Origin of the sequence: Prevotella vespertina (assembly GCF_009728485.1) — a bacterium.
GTDB classification, from domain to species: domain Bacteria; phylum Bacteroidota; class Bacteroidia; order Bacteroidales; family Bacteroidaceae; genus Prevotella; species Prevotella vespertina.
Genome location: NZ_VVIQ01000011.1, coordinates 53,344 through 71,774 on the forward strand (window position 1 = coordinate 53,344; position 18,431 = coordinate 71,774).

The following is an 18,431-nucleotide window of genomic DNA, read 5'->3' on the forward strand; positions in this document are numbered from 1 at the left end:
CTTTTTCGTATCTGTTAAAGCCATTTTAAAGTGCAACTGATAATTTACAGGATTATTACAAGTGCTTTGGAGAACCATTACAAGTGCCTTGGAGAAGTATTACAGAAGCCTTGGAGAGGTGCTGTAAACCTCTTTCTACCTCGTTAAACTTAGTCTTAAACTAACTCCAAAGTCGTGAGTTGTGGTCGGATAACTACCCGATGACAACAAAGGAGAATTTATTTGCATATCGTAATAGATGCTGGCTGTGACAAAGCGGCTTAGTGTGTAATCACCAAGGAAGGAGAATTTAAAGGCTGTATTACCACTGGAAGCGGTAGAGGTGAGCGATGCGATGTCACGTGTAAGTGCAGCTTGACGACGATAGCTCATATCTAATCTGAGGTTAAGATCTTGGTTAAATCCGTTGTTCCTGTTCGATGAATTATTATCGTTTTGTTGCGTGTTTGCGGTCGATTTCTTCTTCTTCTTTGCCACACGATGTGTTCCATTGCCAAAGAGATTGAAGTCGTTAATGCGATAGCCAATACCAATTACCCAATCTTTCGATGTAGCCTCATTGAGCTGAACACTCGTCATTGAGAGTGCTAGCACACGTGTTTGACGATATTCCATGCGTGCAGTTAGATTGTTCTGAAGCGTCACATCCACACCCAGTAAAGGCGAGAATGCCTCGTTGATACTAACTTGTGAGATGTTATACATCGAACTTGGGATAGGGTTTCCAGTGGTTGCATCGGTGATGAAACCTAATCCATTCATGTATTCCTGCCATGTACTGTAACTCTGATAAGAGCCGATTGCGAAGATACTTCTATATGCGTGATTGATGTTCACACTCTTGAATAGATCTTGGAAGAGTGGTAATCTCGACAGTCCACTGTACCTAATACTCCAGTTCGGGAGCAGACTTCGTAGGGTAGGGAATAACTTTAATCCATTGCCCCCCATACTTGTGTAGGCATTGAGGAAGGCTGGGATCATCACATCTGCACTGTATTTATTGACCGCTCCGACCGTTGGACTGAAGTGCCCTCCACCCATTGATGCTGGATAAGTAGCCCCATTGTATTGTGCCTCCACACGATTACGATAGCTGTTGAGTGAATTGACAAAGCGATCGAAAGTGGCACTATGATAACCATTGTTAGCGTTTCCCATGCTCTCAAAAGCAGTGCCCAAAGAGAGCGTAGTCATGGTGAATGAACCTGTTTGAGTGGTTGGAACGCCAGCATACATGTACTGAATACTCCTTGAAGTGGTTATCATTCTACTAGCCGTGAGATCGATTCTGAAGTCTCTGAAAGGCTCCAGTGTGGCACGTAATTGTACGTCTTCTACCTGGTTCGTTATCGCTGGTGTGGCAACACTATCATTGATGAGTAACCAGTTATTGTCACGTGCTTTACCAATGTAATCATCGTCAATGAGACCAAAAGCAAAGTCTAAACCAGGAGTTAATGCACCGGTACCACGACGTTGTCCAAAGGCATCTCCAATGGTTGGCATGAAGCCTGGTAAGGTCATAGAATACTGGTTGCGATATGATATTCCGACGTTGCGCACCATCATTAAAGCACGTGCAACACATTGTGCAGTCTTATACCATTTCTTGTTATCGAGTGGCTCTTTTGGTGTGATAGTGAGCTTTGCTCGTATAGCAGAATCCGTCCGATTAAAGATTTTTACTTGGTTATCTCCCACCTTCTTCCACTTCATCTTTAAGGCTTTTCCATGCTCATCTTTAGCCGAGAAGATCAATCGTTTCGTATTCTTACCATGCGATACAACGATAGAAGTATCGGCTTTGAGGGTTATTTCCTGCTCAAAACTCTTCTTGTTCTTAGGTAGTGCTTTCTTCTTTTCGTCGTCTTTCTCTTTCGCTTTCTGCTCCTTCGCCTTCTTCTTCTGTTCGGCTGTCATTGTCGGACGAGAGGGCTTCTTCGGTTGTGTCCGATTGAACCGCTCATTCGTTTTCTTTAGGAAGGGAACATGGTTGTAAAGGCGTTCCATGTTGAAAGACCCATTAATGTTTAAGGTCCTGTTACTCGTGATTGTGTTACCGAGAGAAGTACCATTATCAAGGTTAGCACCCCTTACCCATGTGTAAGTTGCATTATAACTAGCATCCGTATTCACCCAATCGAAGACAGGTAAAAGGTTAAGAGGTAACTGATAAGAGAGCGAGAAGTTCTGTTGGTAATCAAGTGGAGTACCAAAGTGCTTAATGCTTGTCCACACCGAATCCTTCCATGCTTGATAACGATCCGCATAGAGGTCTTTGTTGATAGGAGTGTATGGTTCTTCTATTTCCGCATGCGTTGCACTTTGGAAGTTCATGTGTAGGTTGCGCGTTAAGTCCCATCTCAATGCAAAGTCTCTGTTCCATAGGAACTGCTCATTAAACGTCAGTGGGAGGCGGTCATGACCTATTGACTCCATGTCACGCTCTTGTAGTTCGTAATAGTTGCGAACCATCTCTGTATTGAAGGTAAGGTTCTGTGGTAACCAATTCAAGCCAAAGCGACGTAGTATCTCAAACCATTTTGAGCGACTCTTGATCAGTCGTTTGAATGGCTCCCAAGTCTTGTAAACAGGTGTCCAGTTATAGTTCAATGCCCCACGCCAGTTGTCTTCATTCTCATAGACAGTCGTTTCTCCCGATGTGTGAGAGTGTGAATGGCTATACGAGAAAGAGAAGTTTGCGGGGTCGTATGGCATGGGGTGATTCTTTGTCTGTATGTCAACACGCACATTCGATAGCGATAAGTTTGTTGTCAATCGTTTGGTAATTGCAATCGACTTAATCGAGTCTTTCTCCTGCTTGTTACTAGCTCCTTCGAGTGCATCCCCCAGTTCCATATCGGTGTCGAGTGGGTTATATTTAGGTCTACTTTCGCTCTTTGTGATACTATAATATAATGGTGCAGAGACCTTCGCCTTGTCTGGGAACAGTTTACCTAGTTCCAAACTCGTAGTGACAGACACGTCAGTCTTCGTTTCTTGCTGCCGTTCATTTACACCCTGTTCTAAGCCTCCAAAGCCGTCAGTACTATGACTTGCGTTGATATCAACACTACCGAAATCGGACAACTGGACATTCAACTGCCCTCTTGCAGCCCATCCGCCTTCGTTGTTAAACTCCTTTAGACGCAACTCATTGACCCACACTTCACCACTCTTCTGGCTGCTGGAAAGGTTGCGCACACCGATAATCATAGTCTTAACCTCACCCAGTGTTGGGTTACCCATGATACTTACTTTGTTGGCAGGGTGGTCAGTGTCATAGACAGAGAAGACGCGGTTGAAACTAGCTCCACCAGTTCCACGTGCCTTGTTACGCTGCTTCTTGACAGAAGTGAGTAGGTGCAAAGGAATATCCAACATGTTCTCTATAGGCCAAACCAGCCGTTGATCCTGTGGGAGATACATGTCGTAATCGCTTTTTGGAGCGGTTAGCTTCAATGGAATTTCATATTCGTAATAGTTGTTCTTATAGTCTGATCCTAATCGAATAAACACTGCCAACTGATCATCACCGAGGTTGGTTGTGTTCTGTTCGAAGGCATTTGCGTGTACAAACATCTGTAGACGCTTGTATTGGCGCAGGTCAAGTGTTGTGTTCTTATACACAGCTTTCGATTCACCCGAGCTTAGATTATTAACGACCAAAGATAGTGCTTGCTCGTTCTCCTGTACTAGTTGAGGCTGACTCGGATCCTGTCCTCGAATGATACCAGGTGGTAAGACATAGTTGACGGGAGTCTTATCTCCATTCTCTTCAAGGCTCACCGTACTAACATTCATCGTACCCGTATTGGGCGCACCAGTGGTTAAGTTCTGCTGATACTGACGCCATTTGCCACTGACAAGGTCGAAAGTGGCAAAGCGGAGAACGATTGGTTTGCTGAAACCAGTGAGGAACATGCGCATGAAGCGGATACTTGTAAAGTCGTTGATACCGCCCACTCGTTTCTGAAACTCTTCTAGTGGAATGCGGAAAAGATACCATGTAACAGGTTCCGAACCTCCTTTTCGCAAGGATGCTGACGCCACTCGCTTATCCACAATGAAGTTTTGTCCGACGTTGAGATCCTGTGGTCGAATGCTAACATGGTATTGGTAATACTTCTCGTATTCGTTCAGTGTATAGTCTTGGTTGATATCCTCTACATCAGGAGTGGTCTTGTAAGACGTGTCATAACGCTCGTTATTGTTCTCATTGTCTGGTGAGTTACCTTGCGGGTTGTTGATTCTTTTATAGCGTTCAAGTATCGATGCACGTTTACGATCCCAATCCGAACCACGGAAATAGTGGTAGTCATCATTGGCAGGGTCAGCCCATATAGAGTCAAACACAGCCTGATTGGTGTTGGCACGGGCTGCAGTAAGGAAGTTCTGATAGGCTGCGAACTGTCTTTCTTCTTCATCCGTCAAGCCATTGTAACCCACATCTTGCTTGGCACGACTGCCTGCTGACGTTGCAAAAGCATACGTGATGGTAGATTGTGTAGGGATTCGTCCCCACTGAGTAGTCGTCCATGAGTTGCTACCATCTACTGGCATACCACTCTCATAGAACTTCTTTCCATCCTTCAATATATCTTCAGACACCTCGCCGAGATCGATATAGAAGTCGCCACCATACTGGTTGGCATTAGCTTGTCGATTAGTATAGATGAACGGATCAAGCATCCAAAACTCCACATACTCGATGTTGGCTGTCTGGAAGTCATTCGTGTCCAACTTACGCATCATACCGCCCCATGTCCTGTTTGGGTTGGTGAGGTGACCATTAATGTCAATATTAGGATTGAAGTTATAAGGGCCTCGTTCTGATGGATAAAAAGCCAGATTCAGTATTTGCAAGGTTGAGATGGAACCGCTATAGTTACGATCCCTGTTAGGGAAGACTTCGGTAATTGGAATCTCACGAACGTAGTGATTCGATAATTGTTCGAGGTCGCTTTTGATGTGACCAGGCGTTAGTGAACTACTACGACGTGTGAAGAGCGGGTCAATATTGTACCAAGCTAAGAGACTTCTGTTGTATCCACTCCTTAGAGTCGTCTTATCCGTTGACTCGGAGAAGTCGGATGGTACACTTGAAATAACCCATGATGTAGGTTGGCTAACATCGATTGCATTCTTCGTACCTTCAAAGTCATCAAGGTAAGAAGCATGGTCTTGTGTACCCTTACTCTGCCCTGCTAACAACTGTGCGAACTCGGCAGAGAAGGTGATATATGATGGTTGAGTGACATGCAAGAAAGGTATCTTATTGAGCATGTTGGTCAACCACTGGCTCTCTTTCTTCCAGTTTAGATTAAGTCCCCAAATGGTGTTGTTGAGTGGTTCCGAGCCCATATTCACCTTTGTGGTGAGTGGTTGTTCGGATAAGTGCATGAATGTTCCACCTATTTGGAAGTCCTTTGAGAAGTCATACTCCCAGTTTACTCCTATCATAGTCTTGCGCTCCTGTTGGTAAGCACTTTGACTTTCGAGGGAGACATTGACAGCAGTTCCTGCATCAATAATACTCTGATTGAGGATTGTAACCTCTCCCGCACTGTAATCAACGCTGTAATCAGAACCTTCATTAAGCGTTACTCCACCAGCAGTAACCACCACGGAACCTTGCGGAACATTGTAGGCACCAAGCGAAATAACGTTTGCTGCCGTACCACGATATTGTCCCACAAGCATGAATTTATCTTTCTCTGCAATCTGCTTAGCGGTTGTCTTTGTCGAATTATATAGTTCCGAGAAGGTGTACTTATCGGCTACTGCAGCCGTAACACCTTTATCAATAAGTTTCTTACGAAGCCCTGCACCGAATGGTTCCGCTAGTGGGAAAAAGACGCGCCCATTGCTTATTGTGTATCCTTCTACATAATCGAAATAACCATTCGGATGCGGGTTGTTATTGTTATCTAATCGGTCGGCACCAAGCAACTTGATGATGGGTAAGCTCTTAACTTGTGGTTCGGGTATATAAGAAAGGTATACACCTGTCGTATCACTTTGATATTTAACATCAAGGCGGAACTTATCCTTCTCAATGTTAGTTGACAGGTAATAAACGTTCTTCATCATCAATCCCCAGTTACCTTGACTAGGGCTGTTATTGGTGTTCTTCAGCGACTTTACAAATAGAGCCTCATTGATATCGGTGCGATCACTGGCAAATTCTCCCACTTGATAGGTCACTCCGCCGAATGTATATTCGTATGCAACGGCAAGCACCTGGTCGGTTTGTAGACCACTGCGAAGCGATATGTAACCCAAAGCAGGGTTTACGGTGTACTCCGAACTATTGAGTAGTCGGGCATTAGCAATCTTCTCGTAGTCATTACCACCCACAAGTCCTGCACCATCCAAGATACCTGTCACTTGATCAATATTGCGTGCAGCAGGGTAACCTTGAGCGATAGTGTTGTATTCTGTGTTTGCGTTGTTTGTTGGTACTTGACCAATTCCTGTACCCCAAAGATCCGTTCGGCTCACTCGTTCATTCTCTCCTAAATCGGTGAGAGCAACGATATTACGAGTGTTACTTGTCGTTCCGCTCTTGTTTGTTACCCACACTTCAACACGGTTGATAGTGATACCTGTCTTCAGATTAGGCAATGATTTCATTGCTTCATCATAGTGATCTCGGAAGTATTGAGATAAGAAGAAGTGACGGTTCTCTTCGTATTCTGCGGCATCAATCTCAAATGGTGTCAACTGCTTCCCACCCCTAGAACTAACGCTCTTATTCGAACTCTTCTTTTGAGATAACACCGTTTGTAACTTCAATTTACCGAATTGCATGTCGGTGCGAATGCCGAATAAGGCCGAAGCTCCTTGCACAAGAGAGTTGTTAGAAGGGAATGTTACGTTACCACCCTCAACCAGTTTGATAATCTCATCCTCCTTTCCTTCATACTTCAACTTGAAGTTCTGCGTGTCAAAGTCAAATGTCGCATCAGTGTTGTAATTGAGGTTCATGTTCACTTTATCGCCCACTTTGCCATTGACGTTGACGTTAATTTTCTCGTCAAAGTTCATCGCTGTGGTCTTACGATTGCGTATTGGCAATGACGGATTATCAATGCTTTTGAGCGTCGCACCGAACTTCAGCTCTGCAGTTCCTTGTGTTTTAATACGTACACCACCTGGTCCAAAGATCTTCTCAGCCGGTCCTAACGAGAAGTGCATATCGGTGAAGTCGAACTTCTCCTTGCCCTTTTCGCGTAGTATCTCTTGGTTCTTTGAGCGATAGTAATCCGTGAAACTGCGTTTCTCTGTCCACTTCCGATACTCTTCAGGTGTCATCATTATTGGTGCCATCACGTATGTATCACCAATCTTGTTACCTATGATATACCGATTGAGCGAGTCGTTATACTCCACCGTTTGTCGCATGTTCTCGGGGCGGATGAGATCGGTAGAGTTCTCCCTTAGATCATCATAAGTAATAGGGGAAGTGCGCTGCACTTTCCATCTTGGATGCAGTAGAGAGTCAGGGATCTTCTCCTCATCTATCTCCACCTCAATCGGTTTCTTCTTCTTGATTGTATCGTTTTGTGTTACAGAGAAGATACTCTTTATCGGTGCAAAAGATAGAGCCATACGTCCCCAGCTTAGTAGTGTGACACTACCAAGAAGCATGATAATAATGAGGAATATGTAATGTTTTCTTTTCAAGAAGACGAGTGATTGAAAGCCTCCCTAAGCCCTTTTAACAGAAATATGTAAGCTGTAATATGCAGAGAAAAGTATTTGTAAGCGGTAATTACGCCCCTCTCCCTTCGGAGAGGGATGGGGGTGAGGCTTTTTATTTAATCATCTTCAACGCCAACTTAACCACCTGTTCCACAGGAAGGTCAGGTTGTTCGGTAAGGATACTCACGACAACCTTTGCAGAAGGAGCTGGTGGGAAGCCAAGCATAGTGAGTGCGCTAACGGCCTCATCCTTAATCCCTGCATCAACAGCAGGTGTACCAGGAGTGTTGCTAACATGCAACTCGTCAGCAATACCACTTTGCATGATCTTATCCTTGAGATCGACTATAATGCGTTGAGCAGTTCGAAGACCAATACCCTTAACTGTCTTCAACATCTTCTCGTCCCCATTGGCAATTACGTTGCAAAGTTCGGCTGGTGTCAATGAAGAAAGAATCATTCTTGCAGTGTTCGCACCTACTCCAGAGACCGTAATCAACAATCTATAAAGGGCTCGCTCCTGCTTATTTGCAAAGCCGTATAGCGTGTAGTTGTCATCGCGTCCACCAGTCATAATAGCCTCATGAACATATAGTTTTACAGCTGTTTTGCCCTGTATTGCACTATAAGTGTTCAGCGAAATGTTTAGTGCGTAACCCACACCATAAGCCTCAACGACAGCCATGGCAGGTGTTAACTCTGCCAGTTCGCCTTTGATATATTCAATCATAATCTAAAATAAATATGCCTTTTTCGGGCATGGAAATTTTGTATATACGTTCTTAATAACGTTTTCTTCCTTTGTTTATTGTTATGAAAGAGTGTAATTAATAACTATAATTTCGTATTGAAAAGGACATCACGTAGGTGCATATTATCTATGAATACGAATAAAGGAAAGGCTCTTCTTCATTTAAAGGGGGCATTTCTTTGCACTAAAGAGAGCCTTCCTTTGTTATGAAGAGAGGCTCTCTTTGTAGAATGGAGAGAGAACTTAATTAAATTACTAAAACTTGCTTACGCAATAAGTAAGTGTAAGGCAGAGAGAAAGAGTGTATTATAAAGAAGATATAGAATAGTGTTAAAAAGGGGTCGAAGACGATACTTATTAGCAAATAAAACGCTATTTTTGCAGAGAAAAGTAGTTCAATAACATAAAAGGTAAGAAATTATGAAGAAGATTAGAGCAGCTGTGATTGGTTATGGAAACATTGGTCAGTATAGTGTTCAGGCCTTAGAAGCAGCAAAGGATTTCGAGATTGCAGGCGTTGTAAGGCGTCAGGGTGATAAGGATAAGCCCCTAGAATTGACTCCATACGAGGTTGTTGATGACATCACAAAACTGAAAGATGTTGATGTAGCGATCCTTGCAACTCCAACAAGAAGTTGTCCAGAGTATGCCGAGAAGATTACGGCTTTGGGCATTAATACCGTTGACTCTTTCGATATTCACGGTTCTATCCTCGACTATCGCACGAAGCAAATGGAGAATAACAAGCGCACTAACACTGTGAGTGTTATCTCTGCTGGATGGGATCCAGGTTCTGACTCTATCGTAAGAGTACTAATGGAGAGCCTTGCACCAGAGGGTCTTTCTTATACAAACTTCGGTCCTGGTCGTTCCATGGGACACTCTGTTGTGGCTCGTAGTAAGCAGGGCGTTAAGGACGCATTGTCAATGACTATACCTTTGGGAGAGGGCATTCATCGCCGTATGGTATATGTTGAACTAGAAGAAGGAGCCAATCTTGAGGATGTAACAAAGGAGCTCAAGGCCGACGATTACTTTGCTCATGACGAGTTGCATGTGTTTGCTGTACCTAGTGTTGACGCCTTGAATGATGTTGGTCATGGCGTTCACATGACCCGCAAAGGCGTTAGTGGAAAGACACATAACCAGCACTTCTCATTCGATATGAATATCAATAACCCAGCACTTACAGCCCAGGTGCTTGTCAATGTGGCACGAGCTAGTTTCCGTTTAGCCCCTGGTTGCTATACAATGCCAGAGATTCCGGTCATTGATATGCTACCCGGTAGCCGTGAAGAGATTATTGCGACTTTGGTTTAAGGGTATTAGCTTTATTGGTCCAATTAGGCTAATAAGCCTAATTAGCCCAATAACTTTCCCTTCTAATAATGGCAACCAATGTTGGTTGCCATTATCTTTTTATGTAATATATTGACGTACAAAGGCTTTTATTTTGTACTTTTGCACTCAGTATGAGAACATTCCAACATAAAGTAACAATAAATGATATAGGAGCGATACTAGTGTTTGGTCTTGGTGCATTCTTCTGTTTGTGGCATCGAACTAGTGGTATGATGGTAGTCTTAGGAGTCTTACTTATCGTTGTAACTATTAGAGCCGTCGACCGTGCTATACATACCAATTATGTTCTTACTGACGATGACCAATTACGCATTAAGACGGGACGTATCGGACAAACAAAGTCTATTTCTATCAGTGATATTCGATCATTAGAGAAGCATCCTTTTGCTTTTCACATTGGACATTATATATTAATTGAATTGGTAAATGGCAATACCATTAGCGTACAACCTGATAATGTCGACTCGTTTCAGGCTGTACTTACCAAGCGAATGATAATGAGAAAGGACGAAGAATGAAGTTAAGATATTTATCGGCATTGGTTCTTTGCGTTGTATTGAGCCTACAGGTTCATGCGCAAGTATATCTTGATAGTACAGAGATAGCCAATATCCTGCATCCTAAGGCAGTGATTGCTCAACCCAAGACGGACGATATTGGGGAAGATGAAGACGAAGATACAGATAGCATTATACCGGCTTTCTCCACTGATAGCCACCTCTCTTGGAAGGAGAATATCACGAATCGTTTGGATGGTATCATGCGTAGTCCACTCCTTGAAACGGTGCAGGCTTCGGTCATGGTATGGGACTTAACCGATGATGTTCCCGTCTATCAATTCCGTGAGAAACTCCATCTTCGCCCAGCCTCTACGATGAAGTGCGTCACAGCTATTGCTGCTTTGGATAAGTTAGGAGCTGATTATGATTTCAAGACACGTGTTTACTATACAGGAACAATCAATGACTCTACACAGGTTCTACACGGTGATCTCTATTGCTTGGGAGGCATGGATCCTATGTTGTCATCCAGTGATCTGTCGGCGATAGCAGACTCTATTCGACAGTTGGGGATCACTCGCATTGAGGGAAATGTTTATGCTGATCTGTCGTTCAAAGATAAAGACAGACTTGGAGAAGGGTGGTGTTGGGATGATAAGAATCCTATTCTTACGCCCTTATTGGTCAATCGGAAGGATGATTTTGTGGACACTCTTCTTCGCAAACTACGCAATGTTGGAGTATCAGTCGATGGTATTACCGATGAACGACAAGTTCCCTCTAAAGCGTCATTGATCGTTACCTATACTCATTCTATACGTGAGGTCTTACACAGAATGTTAAAGGTCAGCGATAATCTCTATGCAGAGTCTATGTTCTACCAGTTGGCTGCGAGCGGTGGAGTTCGTTGGTGTTCTGCTAAGCAAGGGAGAAACTATGAGAATGCACTCTTCAGTCGTCTCGGATTGAATCCACGTGATTATAATGTGGCAGATGGCTCTGGTTTATCTCTTTATAATTATGTAAGTGCAGAGTTAGAGATCCAACTCTTGCGTCATGCTTATCGCAATCAAGAGGTTTATAATGCGCTCTATGAAGCCTTACCAATCGCTGGTGTTGATGGCACACTGCGTAAACGTATGCGGGGAACAAGTGCTCAAAACAACGTGAGAGCCAAGACTGGTACAGTGCGAGGAGTTAGTTCCTTAGCCGGTTATCTCACTGCTTCAAACGGGCATTTGATATGTTTCTCTATTATTAATAATGGTGGAATGACCCATTCACCAATGCGTCGTTTCCAAAACAAGATATGTGTGGCATTGTGCCAATAACCCTTCATTTAAATGCAAATAACTATGTTACCGAAACTTCCTCATCACTTCTTAAATGACGTACTAGAGCAGATTCGCATCTTTGTAGAGAATGTTATCCTATCGTTGGGAGTGCATGGTCATGCCGTCCCTGTACTGCGTCATGTGTTGTTAACAGTGGTAGCTCTATTGCTGGCACTCGTTGCTGAGCTTATTTGTAGGTATGTCTTTGTACCTTTAATACTGAAGATTGTAAAGCGAACAGAGGCTAAGTGGGATGATGTAATATTTGATTATAAGGTCTTGAAAGTGGCCTGTCGCATTGTTCCAGCACTCGTTATCTGGAAGTTAATGCCGCTTGTTTTCTATCAAATACCTGTTGTTCAAGAGGCTTTGGCACGTCTGACAGCGGTCTATCTCACCATTGCTACAACCCAACTCGCTGTTGGTATCATTAATAGATTGCGTTATTTGAATACGAAACCAGGTAATTCTACGAGTCAATACCTCAAGTCTTTCTGTGGAGTATTGAAGATATTGACCATCTTTATAGCTGCTATTGTGGTTGTGGGAATACTCATTAATCGCAGTCCTATGAACCTTCTTGCTGGTTTGGGAGCCACATCTGCTATCTTGATGTTAGTATTTAAGGACACAATTGATGGTCTTGTCGCTGGAGTTAGGCTCACCAGCAACGAGATGATACACATTGGAGACTGGATAACATTGACAGATGGGAGTATAGATGGTACTGTTCAAGACATCACCCTTACCACGGTTAAGGTGAAGCAAGGCGATAACTCTATTGCAACTGTATCTCCGCAGACACTCGTCAATGGCACTTTCCTCAACTGGAAAGATATGTTAGAGGGGGGAGGACGCCGTGTGAAGAAGGTCGTCTACTTTGATGTTCGCAGTATAAGAATTGCTGATGATGATCTCAAGAAGAACCTTCTTGCAAAGGGATATGTCAAGGAGGAGGATCTGAAGGGGGATGTAATTAACATCGGACTCTTCCGTCATTACATGGAACATTATCTATCCAAACGAGAAGATGTAAACCCTAAGATGACTTTACTCTTGCGTCAATTAGATGCGACACAGGCGGGAGTTCCTATCGAGTTTTACTTCTTCTTATCTAATAAAGATTGGATTCCTTATGAGCATTCAACGTCAGATATTCTCGAACACGTTTATGCCTATGCGCATGAGTTTGGCTTAAAGATCTATGAACAGAACCCTGTTCAATAATGGAGAGGGCTTCTAACAGGTAACTTCCGAAAGTCCTTCTAAAGGTGGATATACACCTACTTGAGTTACTGGAAGTATAAGATAAGGAACAGACAAATGCGTCTGTTCCTATTTTGTTTGTAGTGTTTAATAACTCACCTCTACGGCTGTTGGGAACACACGATAGGGGTCGTAATATTCCACACAACTATTTATCATGTCTTTTAGATTAGCCTTTACAACACCTTGAAAAGCCTTCTTTCCGTTGATGATTACTGTCACCTCTTTGTTAAGATTTACCAGTTTATCATTGAGATAGACACGTAGTTTCCCTCCTTGAGCCGTTGAGTAAGAACGATTAAACTTCATTTCTATGCCCCATTGTGGCTCTTTCTCGGTTGTTGTATAGCGTACATCTTGTATGCTAAGGGTAATCACGTTCCCTTGAATAGACATATCATAATAGGTGCGAAGGGCTGATGGACGCTTCAAAACCTGTAAGTTGTAAAAGCCTGAACGATGCCTTCCATCCATCTCAAAGTCCTCCCATAGCACCGTCTTAGGGTATGGATTCCTAACGAATTGTCGCAACCATGGTGTGGTGAGTCTATAGTCTATGTGGTGTTGCATACCGGGTAGGAGCTGTACACGATGGCGGAAGATAGGCTGTTGGTCAGCAGAGAGTGGACGAGAGAGTTGCGCTGAATCGAAGGCAACCTGCGTGTAATGGGTTAAGATGTTACGATAGAATCCAGTGTCATCAGCACCTGTTAAGAATGAAAACCCTATATTGGCACAATTCTCAACTGGCGCATTCTTCAATGGTTCTCCACCAGCCATTGGACCTGCAGCAGCCCAATAGTCGGCATAAAAAGAGGCTAGTCGCTGACTTCCGTAACCTCCTTCTGATATGCCAAAGACATATAGTCGGTTCGCATCGACAGCCCCTTCTGCGAGCGACTGGCGGATGAGTTTCTCCCAAGCAAACTGCTTGGCAAGTTGCCACCAACGATAGTATTTGCCCTCATTGGGTATCTGTGGGATGAAATAAGACGATGGCGAATCATTGAACGACTTGGCAAGTAAGATACCATTCTGCCATTCCTGCGCCTTCGGTCCAGAGCCATGTAGATAGAGAAAGAGCGGTAGCGGCTTATCACTTGTGCCTTTCGTTCCATAGTAATAAGGCATTTTTGCGTTAGACTCTAAGCCTTGTGGCAAGTCCCATGATGCCTGATTGGCATTTTGTAAAGGCTCTGCAGGAATGATTTTCTGCTCTTTCAGTGCCCGATTAGCTGCTTGCCAAGCCTTCCAAACCATCTCTTGATAGTGAGGAATATCCTTGTTTTTGATGCTTTGTTGTAGGTGGGTTACACAGGTAGGGGCATTGGTGAAAGCCTTTCGATCAGCCACTTCCGTGGTCAGTTGGGTGTTTAATGCTTGCAAGAAATAACTCTCCACGTCCTTTTCTAAGTTCGTTGATTGTGCATGCGCACCGACAGATAAGGTGAGAGCTAAGGTGATTGTGGATGCGAAACGATTGAATGGTATCATAGTTAATAACGTTGTTTGTTCAGATTAATAAGTATTGTTTTGATGGCAACAAATATACACATTAAATCTTATATAGCGTGTTTCTCCGTGTAGTTTTTTGTTTTGTGCAGTGTAGCGAGGCTGTGCTTCGTTAGCAACGGATAGGAGACTGTAAAGAAGGAGAGGCTTTCTTCAATATGAAGAAGGCGTTTCCTTGATGTGAAGAAGGCGTCTCTTTCAATGCAAGAGAGGCTTTCTTTGATTGCTGATATAAGTTTTGTCTTATTTAACGGAAGCCTACTTGTAATATAAAAGATTTGTCCTATCTTTGCAATCAAGTTATGTGTCTATGCCAATAATAGGTTTATACCTATGGGATAGATATTCGATAAATCCTTAACAAACGTCTAATAATCAACCTAAAGTTTATGACTAAGAATCGAGTTCGAAGCTTATTTTTTATGATTTGTGCGCTGTTTATATGCTTATCAGCCCATGCACAGAAGTATCGTTATCAAGTGAATGGATTGGTGCAAGACGCTATTACGGGAGAAGGAATGCCTGTGAAGTTATACTTGATGACAGCGGATAGCATTGTGATAGATTCTGTTTCGACCGAAGCAGAGCAAGATCCAGAGAGTGGCAAAGCTATTTATACGGGCGAATATTCCTTTCCTGGTGTTATAGAAAAGGGTCATTACATTGTTCATGCAGTGTCAGAAGGGTATCAAGATGCCTACATGAATTGCGAACTGAAGAGTAAACGCGAGTTCTATATACCTGTGAGAACCATCTATATGTATAAGGTGCACAAGCTAAAAGAGGTCACGGTGAAGGCGACAAAGCTGAAGATGGTTATCAAGAAAGATACTATCGTCTATAATGCCGATGCGTTTAATCTGCCTGAAGGGAGCATGCTGGAGACCTTAGTGGCACGCTTGCCGGGGGCGAAACTGACGAAGGATGGACAGATATATGTCAATGGTAAGTATGTAGAGAGCCTATTGGTCAATGGCAATAACTTCTTCTCTGGTAACCCAATGATGGCTTTGGAGAACCTGCCAGCCTACACGGTAAGTAAGATAAAGGTGTTCAATAAGGCTGGACAGAAGTCGCAGATGATGGGACAAGACATGGGCGACAAGGTATATACGATGGATGTACGACTGAAGAAGGAGTATGCTACGGGCTACATGGGCAACTTTGAGGCTGGAGCAGGTACTCAACATCGTTATATGACACGTGCTTTTCTCATGAAGTTCTCCGATAAGGAGCGTATCGGGACATACTTTAATATGAACAACCTAAACGATAATCAGCGGGCAAGACTTGATGGGGAATGGTCGCCGCAGGATGTTTCTGACGGACTAACAACGACGAAGACGGCAGGACTCTCTTATATGCGCCCCTTGAGTACGCCCATCTCTTGGTTCCAAAGTGATGTCACTTGGGAGCATACGAACGATAATTTAGTAACGAAGACGAACACACAAACCTTCTTACCTGATGGTGACTCCTATCGCAAGGCGGTATCGAATATGAGGAATAGTAGTACGTCGTGGCAAACAACCAACCTGTTAATATTGCAGGAAGATGCCTATTATGTGACATCGAATCTGGCTGCATCTTATAAGAAGAAGACGGGTTGGGGATTGGATAACCAGCGTGACTCGGTACATAATTCATTGTTGAGCCGACTGATGGAAAGCCAGAGTAACGATGTAAAGCACTATGGTTTCACATTCGATAATAGTGTGGGATGGAAGGTGTTAATGAGTGATATGTTCGGAGTAACAGGTCAGGTGTATTACACTAGAGACCTGAATCGCTCATTATTATCGTCCGACTTGCAATACCCAACGGCTGCCTTACCTGCAGATAAGCGTGTGCGCTATCTCAATACACCGAATCAAAACCTCAAGCTAACGGCTGGCTTGCACTATATATGGAACTATCGTGACCGCAGCGTGATACCTGAATACAAGTACATCTATAACTTTAACAAGACAAATAACCTCCTTTACCGACTCGATCGGATAGGTGCTGGACCTTACTCACTCGATAATCTCCCACCATCAACAGCCTTGATGATAGCGGGCGCATTGGATGGTAACAACACTTATGAGTATCGGGAGCGTCGACATGAGCACCTCTTCAATCTGTCTTATTCGTCATTAAAGAGCCTACTCTTCGGTGCCGAGTTCCGTGTGGGAGTACCCGTTCGCCTCTTGCATGCCAGTCTGAACTATGAACGAATGGGGATGCAGCACATCAGTCGACAGCGGACATTTTTCGAACCTATGCTCTCTTTGGAGAAACAAGGTCAATGGTCAGTGCGCATGGGGATGAGTTCGGACTTCCCCGAGATGACGCTTCTTACCACTTACCGAGACGACAGCAATCCGCTATATGTGCGTGAGGGCAATAGTAAGTTGCGTGATATTCATAAGTACTATGTGACGGGTAATGTGACATTCCGTGGTCAGCACCAACAGAGTATCAGCCTAAGTGCAAGCTATAATCAGACGGATAACGCTGTTGCATATGGTCTGCAATATGATAAAACGACCTCCGTGTCGCACATCCTACCCGTTAGCGTGAATGGTAACTGGCATATTAATGGTAGTTTCAACTTCACACGTGCATTGGATAAGAACAATCGGTTGACGATTGATAACAACTTTGCAGCAGAATATAGGCACTCGGTGGATATGGCACAGACGCTGGGTAGCACAGGAAACGAGCGTAGCATAGTGGGGAATGTGATACTCGATAACACATTGAAGTTGAATTATCGAGCTAATGACAATGCAGAGGTTGCTTTGCACGGAAGCGTGAAGTATTACTCAATCACTAGCAAGCGCACAGGCTTCGAGGCTATTCATGCAGGCGACTATAACGTGGGACTGAATACGACCTTGGCACTTCCTTGGCATTTCCAGTTGGTCACTGACATAACAGTCTTTATGCGTCGAGGCTATCAGCAAGCAGAGATGAACACGTCAGATTGGCTCTGGAACGCACAACTCACACGTTCCTTCTTCAACAATCATTTGTTGGCTAAGTTGCAGGCGTTCGATATTCTTCATCAGTTGAGGAGTACAAGCTATGCCGTTAATGAGCAAGGGCGCATGGAGACTTGGCACAACAGTATTCCCCGATATGTGATGTTCTCGCTCGCATGGAAGTTCAATGTCAATCCGAAGAAGAAGTAATCATGCTCTCGCTTACTATCTAATCACGTGTCCTCTTACCATCTAATTACGTGCTATCTACCATCTAATTGCATGCTATCTACCATCTAATCGCGTGCTATCTACCATCTAACAAAGAAAGGTCAGGCTATGTTTTTAGCCTGACCTTATTGTTTGTTGGAACGTTACAGATGCCTATTCAGGCTGCATGATACCATTCACGCCTATACTTAGCACGCCCTTCACGCCTTTGAAGTAGGCTATGGCTTTGTTCATATCCCATCCTTCACGCACCTTAATCGCTACTCCGTTAGATTCCTTGTATTTGTAGAGTATCGTACATGCGCTCGTCTTGATCGCCTTCATCAGTGGTTTGCTGCCCTTTTTCTTATCGAAGAAAATAACCAACGTGTAGCTTGCCAGTGCAGGAGCAGATCTTACTCGCGATGTCGAATCAGCCTCTCCCTCACCATTCATAATCCGTTCCTTGATAGGGCATTGCGCCATTGCTGCGGTTGATTGAACCAACAGGAAGCCCATCAATAATAGGCTTGCTTGCATGTATCTCTTCATATTCTTTCCTTTTAATTATGTGCTGCAAAGATAGAGATAATTTCGCATATCACCATAAAGGTGTATGTTTTATTTCGCTCTTGAGGTTGTTATAGACTATTGGTTCTAATAACTTCTTTTGAGGGAAGAGCTGTGAAAGGCGGTTCAAAACAGCTAATGAAGGCAACCTAATAGACAATTTTGTTAGAAGAAAAGCAACTAATCTGTTGTTATGGATTCCTATTAATGAGAGTTCTTATATATGTTTTTAAATGAGGTAGATAATGTT

At 43.6% G+C, this 18,431-nt stretch carries 9 protein-coding genes; 5 read left to right on the forward strand and 4 right to left on the reverse strand.

What is annotated here, in order from left to right; genetic code table 11:
* Window positions 1–135: 135 nt before the first annotated feature.
* Window positions 136–7,692 (reverse strand): T9SS outer membrane translocon Sov/SprA, encoded by a 7,557-nt coding sequence (sov, locus tag F0475_RS09665; protein ID WP_155716461.1) that lies wholly within the window; start codon window positions 7,690–7,692, stop codon window positions 136–138.
* 130 nt (window positions 7,693–7,822) lie between these two features.
* Window positions 7,823–8,440, reverse strand: a complete 618-nt coding sequence (ruvA, locus tag F0475_RS09670; RefSeq protein ID WP_155716462.1) for a Holliday junction branch migration protein RuvA — start codon at window positions 8,438–8,440, stop codon at window positions 7,823–7,825.
* 441 nt (window positions 8,441–8,881) lie between these two features.
* Between ruvA and F0475_RS09675 the strand changes: the two genes are divergently transcribed.
* The 4 genes from F0475_RS09675 to F0475_RS09690 all read left to right on the forward strand — a co-directional run bounded on the left by F0475_RS09675 (window position 8,882) and on the right by F0475_RS09690 (window position 12,884).
* Window positions 8,882–9,781, forward strand: coding sequence for a diaminopimelate dehydrogenase (locus tag F0475_RS09675; RefSeq protein WP_009435703.1), 900 nt, complete (start codon window positions 8,882–8,884; stop codon window positions 9,779–9,781).
* A gap of 152 nt (window positions 9,782–9,933) precedes the next feature.
* Window positions 9,934–10,341: a PH domain-containing protein gene (locus tag F0475_RS09680; protein WP_155716463.1), complete on the forward strand. Its 408-nt coding sequence runs from the start codon at window positions 9,934–9,936 to the stop codon at window positions 10,339–10,341.
* A complete protein-coding gene (gene dacB / locus F0475_RS09685; protein WP_155716464.1) occupies window positions 10,338–11,654 on the forward strand; it encodes a D-alanyl-D-alanine carboxypeptidase/D-alanyl-D-alanine endopeptidase in 1,317 nt (438 codons plus the stop codon). The genes F0475_RS09680 and dacB overlap by 4 nt, the downstream gene beginning before the upstream one ends.
* A 24-nt stretch (window positions 11,655–11,678) precedes the next feature.
* Complete coding sequence (locus F0475_RS09690) at window positions 11,679–12,884, forward strand: mechanosensitive ion channel family protein (protein ID WP_155716465.1); 1,206 nt, start codon at window positions 11,679–11,681, stop codon at window positions 12,882–12,884.
* 126 nt (window positions 12,885–13,010) lie between these two features.
* On the opposite strand, the gene F0475_RS09695 is transcribed toward F0475_RS09690, so the two are convergent.
* Window positions 13,011–14,417 carry a hypothetical protein gene (locus F0475_RS09695; RefSeq protein ID WP_155716466.1) on the reverse strand — a complete coding sequence of 469 codons (1,407 nt, stop codon included), beginning with the start codon at window positions 14,415–14,417 and terminating at the stop codon, window positions 13,011–13,013.
* 407 nt (window positions 14,418–14,824) lie between these two features.
* Between F0475_RS09695 and F0475_RS09700 the strand changes: the two genes are divergently transcribed.
* Entirely contained in the window at window positions 14,825–17,611 is a 2,787-nt protein-coding gene (locus F0475_RS09700; protein ID WP_155716467.1) for a porin family protein, read from the forward strand.
* Between the two features lie 174 nt (window positions 17,612–17,785).
* Here the strand turns inward: F0475_RS09700 and F0475_RS09705 are convergent, their stop codons facing one another.
* Window positions 17,786–18,163, reverse strand: a complete 378-nt coding sequence (locus F0475_RS09705) for a hypothetical protein (protein ID WP_155716468.1) — start codon at window positions 18,161–18,163, stop codon at window positions 17,786–17,788.
* Window positions 18,164–18,431: the final 268 nt, after the last annotated feature.

Coding starts and splice junctions, on each gene's coding strand:
- F0475_RS09700 (WP_155716467.1), top strand. CDS start 14,825: ATGACTAAGAATCGAGTTCGAAGCTTATTTTTTATGATTTGTGCGCTG.
- F0475_RS09680 (WP_155716463.1), top strand. CDS start 9,934: ATGAGAACATTCCAACATAAAGTAACAATAAATGATATAGGAGCGATA.
- F0475_RS09675 (WP_009435703.1), top strand. CDS start 8,882: ATGAAGAAGATTAGAGCAGCTGTGATTGGTTATGGAAACATTGGTCAG.
- dacB (WP_155716464.1), top strand. CDS start 10,338: ATGAAGTTAAGATATTTATCGGCATTGGTTCTTTGCGTTGTATTGAGC.
- ruvA (WP_155716462.1), bottom strand. CDS start 8,440: ATGATTGAATATATCAAAGGCGAACTGGCAGAGTTAACACCTGCCATG.
- F0475_RS09705 (WP_155716468.1), bottom strand. CDS start 18,163: ATGAAGAGATACATGCAAGCAAGCCTATTATTGATGGGCTTCCTGTTG.
- F0475_RS09690 (WP_155716465.1), top strand. CDS start 11,679: ATGTTACCGAAACTTCCTCATCACTTCTTAAATGACGTACTAGAGCAG.
- F0475_RS09695 (WP_155716466.1), bottom strand. CDS start 14,417: ATGATACCATTCAATCGTTTCGCATCCACAATCACCTTAGCTCTCACC.